Genomic DNA, 3,628 nt, shown 5'->3' on the forward strand with positions numbered 1-3,628 from the left:
ATCTTTTTTGGGACGGTGGCGCTTTTTTTAATAAAACGCCCCTCCCAATAGAGATTGCTTTTTTTATTTTAGGGCGAAATTTTATAGGCTATTGACATTAGCGCGCGTTTGGAGTAAAAAAGAAGAAGATACTTATATTTAGGAAAATATGCAATGGCAAGAACGGCTACATTGACAAAACTAAGTTTTAATCCTTTGAGTTCGGTAAAAAAGGCAATAGGGGTAATTAGCGGCAAGGGCGGAGTGGGCAAGTCGTTGGTTACGGCGCTTTTGGCAAGCGCCTTTAGAAAAAACGGGCATAACGTAGCTATATTGGACGCTGACATTACGGGCCCGTCCATACCCAAAGCGTTTGGGCTAAAAGGCCTAACGACCGCTAGCGAGCAAGGCATAATTCCCAAAGAATCCAAAACGGGCGTCAAAATAATGTCTATCAACTTTTTGCTAAACGAGGAAACCCAGCCGATTATTTGGAGGGGGCCTTTAATAGCTAGCGCGGTCAAGCAATTTTGGACCGATGTCGTTTGGGGCGATATTGATTATATGTTTGTGGATATGCCGCCCGGCACGGGCGATGTGCCCTTGACGGTCTTTCAGTCGTTTAAGATAGACGGGATATTAATCGTGACTTCTCCGCAAGAACTGGTTGGCATGATCGTTCAAAAGGCGGTCAATATGGCAAAGTCAATGGACATCAAGATTTTGGGGATTATTGAGAATATGTCTTATTTTGTATGCCCTAACTGCACCAAAAAACATTATATTTTCGGCGCCAGCGATATAGAAAACATAGCCCAAAAACAAAACATAAAGGTTTTGGCAAAAATACCGATTGATCCCGCCATCTCGCAAGCGTGCGACAACGGCCAGGTAGAAAACATAGACGCCCAATGGCTGATACCCGCCGTGTATAGCATAGAAAACAACGCATAAATTTTAATAATAAGGCCAAACGGCAGTAAAGAAAAAAACTCAAAACTTTTTCTAGTAAAGTCAATCTTAAAGTCAATCTTATTTTAAAACAATCCCGCTAAATAAAGCGGGATTTTTTTTGTAATATTCTCACAAAACCAAAAGCGTTTTTATTGACAAAAAAATGCGGGCGGGCTTATTATGTTAGATGTAGCTAACATTTTGGATGCATAAATACGTATAAGCGCATAAATAATAAAAATAAATGATTAACGCCCCGATTGACCCGATGCGATACCATTACATATTGGCGCAAATCGCCGCGCCGACCTTAATGCGCGTAAAGCCCGCTAGCTTGATTTGTTTGCCCAAAGGGCTGAATGTCGCCAATATAAGGCCCAAAGAAAAAGGGCTGGAAATGATGCTTATGTATAGGGGCAAAAAAAGTCAAGCCGTTTTGATTTTTAACCGTAATATGCTGCAAGAGGTTTTAGCCGACCAAAAGGTAAAAGATTTTTTGGCGACATATTCATACCCTGTCCATACCGACATAGATTTTCATTTGGAACATCTAAAAAAAAGGCTTCAGGGTTTTTTTGAGGGCGAAAACGAGTTTGCGCATGAGATAGGTTTATTTTTGGGATATCCGTTTGACGATGTATTGGACTTTATCAAAAAAGACAAGGCATGCTATTTTTGCGGCTATTGGAAAGTTTTTAATAACCCGCAAAAAGCGCTCAAAATTATGGATATGTATGACCTTGCCAAGACGCAGGTTATAAATGAATATTTGCAAGGCAAAGAATATTTTGAAATCACATATAATTATTAGGAGGTTTTTTTATGTCAAAAGTATTAATAATATATTGGTCGGGAACGGGCAATACCGAAAAAATGGCGCAGTTGATATCCCAAGGTGCAAAGAGCGCGGGAGCGGAAGTTGAGCTGTTAAACGTAGCGCTTGCCGAGCCCGATATGGTGGATGATTACGATGTCATTGCTTTGGGCTCGCCGTCTATGGGCGTTGAGGTCATAGAGGAAGAAGAGATGGAGCCTTTTGTGGAAGACATAAAAGACAAGGTCTTAGGCAAAAAGGTGGCTTTGTTCGGCTCGTATGATTGGGGCGACGGCGAATGGATGAGAAATTGGAAAGAGCGCATGACCGACTACGGCGCGCAAGTGGTAGATACCGTAATAGCCCGCCAAGCGCCCGAAGGCGAAAGCGCGCAAGAATGCGTCAACTTGGGCGTCAAACTAGCCTCTCTCTAAAAAGCATAAGCCCTTAAAATAAAGATAAGCCGTTTATAAAACGGCTTTTTTATATTATGCCGCTATTCGTTTTTTTTGGCGCTGTTTTTATTAAGCATAACAATCTAATAGACAATATGATATATAATTATGATATATTATAATAAATTGATGTTTTTGCCCGTTATTTTTCTTATGGGATATTTAAATTAAGGGGTAAGCATTTTATATGCCGATAAAAGCAATTAAAGGCGATATTACCAAGTGCGAGGTTGACGCGATAGTAAACGCCGCTAACAATACTTTGTTAGGGGGCGGCGGCGTTGACGGCGCTATCCATCGCGCCGCGGGGCCGTTGCTTTTGGAAGAGTGCAGGTCGCTTGGCGGATGTAAAACGGGCGAGGCAAAAATCACCAAAGGATATAATTTGCCCGCAAGGCATGTTATTCATACGGTCGGGCCTGTTTGGCGAGGCGGCAAACATGACGAGCAAAATCAGCTTATGCGTTGTTATTTAAATTCTTTAAAACTCGCCAAAGAACATAGGATTAAGTCTATCGCTTTTCCGCTTATATCCAGCGGCGCGTATGGTTATCCAAAAGAAAAAGCAATAAAAGTCGCGATAAAAGCCTTTGAAAAATTTTTAATGGATAACGATATGGATATTATCTTAGTTCTTTATGACAATGAATCGTTTGAGATTTTCAAAAAACTGTATCCAAATAGTATTTAATTATTTAATTAAAAAATAGTGTTGTAAGTTAATATCTTCCAAGATATTTTATTATAATTTTTAATGAAATTTTAGCTTATATTATTATATATATATTTTTTTTAATAATTTTTATCATATTTACAAATTATAAAACAGATAAAAAATTTTTTAAACTAACGTAATGTATAAGGCTATCGCTTTACAATCGCTATAATATATGGTAAAATAATTAAGCAATAGTGAATACATTATCAATCTTTCTAAAACCGAATAAAAAACTTTGAAATTTTAAGGAGAATAGTATGAAAAAGATTATTACTTCTATGCTGGCAATAATTACATCTTGTATATTAATTTTAGGCATTGCGGGATGCGATAACAAACCCGCCACAAGCTCGGCGACCGCTTACGATGTTGTTCATGGTAGCTATCTAGGCGTAGAGGATATTACTGTTAATAAGGACGGAAAAGTAACAGACATCAAAATTGACGAAATCTTTTTCCCTCATACTTGGGCGCAAAAAACGGATGAGGGCGAAAACTCTTCATTTACTGACGAGTGGATTAACGAAGAAGTTGAAGATAACCAAACCGTTTTCGCCAAATACATAAGAATAGGCGATAAGTATTTTGAAGCAAAAGACGCGACCGAGGATGATCCTAAAGTGCCTGTTTGGGAAGAGATTGACGGCGATATTGAGGACTTAGAAGAAGAGCTCAAAAATAGCGCGGATGTTAGGGATTGGTATTACA

At 39.0% G+C, this 3,628-nt stretch carries 5 protein-coding genes; all 5 read left to right on the forward strand.

Features of this window, described 5'->3' with window-relative positions:
* Positions 1-153 precede the first annotated feature (153 nt).
* Positions 154-933 carry an Mrp/NBP35 family ATP-binding protein gene (locus GX756_05215; GenBank protein ID NLC17262.1) on the forward strand — a complete coding sequence of 260 codons (780 nt, stop codon included), beginning with the start codon at positions 154-156 and terminating at the stop codon, positions 931-933.
* Positions 934-1,177: 244 nt separating this feature from the next.
* The gene (locus GX756_05220; GenBank protein ID NLC17263.1) at positions 1,178-1,744 is read left to right on the forward strand and encodes a DUF3793 family protein; all 567 of its coding nucleotides are present in this window, start codon (positions 1,178-1,180) and stop codon (positions 1,742-1,744) included.
* Between the two features lie 11 nt (positions 1,745-1,755).
* Positions 1,756-2,181 carry a flavodoxin gene (locus GX756_05225; protein ID NLC17264.1) on the forward strand — a complete coding sequence of 142 codons (426 nt, stop codon included), beginning with the start codon at positions 1,756-1,758 and terminating at the stop codon, positions 2,179-2,181.
* Between the two features lie 208 nt (positions 2,182-2,389).
* The gene (locus tag GX756_05230) at positions 2,390-2,893 is read left to right on the forward strand and encodes an O-acetyl-ADP-ribose deacetylase (protein NLC17265.1); all 504 of its coding nucleotides are present in this window, start codon (positions 2,390-2,392) and stop codon (positions 2,891-2,893) included.
* 284 nt (positions 2,894-3,177) lie between these two features.
* On the forward strand, positions 3,178-3,628 hold a 451-nt coding region (locus GX756_05235), incomplete at its 3' end, for a hypothetical protein (protein ID NLC17266.1).

It is taken from the genome of Clostridiales bacterium, assembly GCA_012512255.1.
GTDB lineage: Bacteria > Bacillota > Clostridia > Christensenellales > DUVY01 > DUVY01.

Bases quoted from the DNA above. Each gene is read 5' to 3' on its own strand.
- GX756_05215 (NLC17262.1), top strand. From the start codon at position 154: ATGGCAAGAACGGCTACATTGACAAAACTAAGTTTTAATCCTTTGAGT.
- GX756_05220 (NLC17263.1), top strand. From the start codon at position 1,178: ATGATTAACGCCCCGATTGACCCGATGCGATACCATTACATATTGGCG.
- GX756_05225 (NLC17264.1), top strand. From the start codon at position 1,756: ATGTCAAAAGTATTAATAATATATTGGTCGGGAACGGGCAATACCGAA.
- GX756_05230 (NLC17265.1), top strand. From the start codon at position 2,390: ATGCCGATAAAAGCAATTAAAGGCGATATTACCAAGTGCGAGGTTGAC.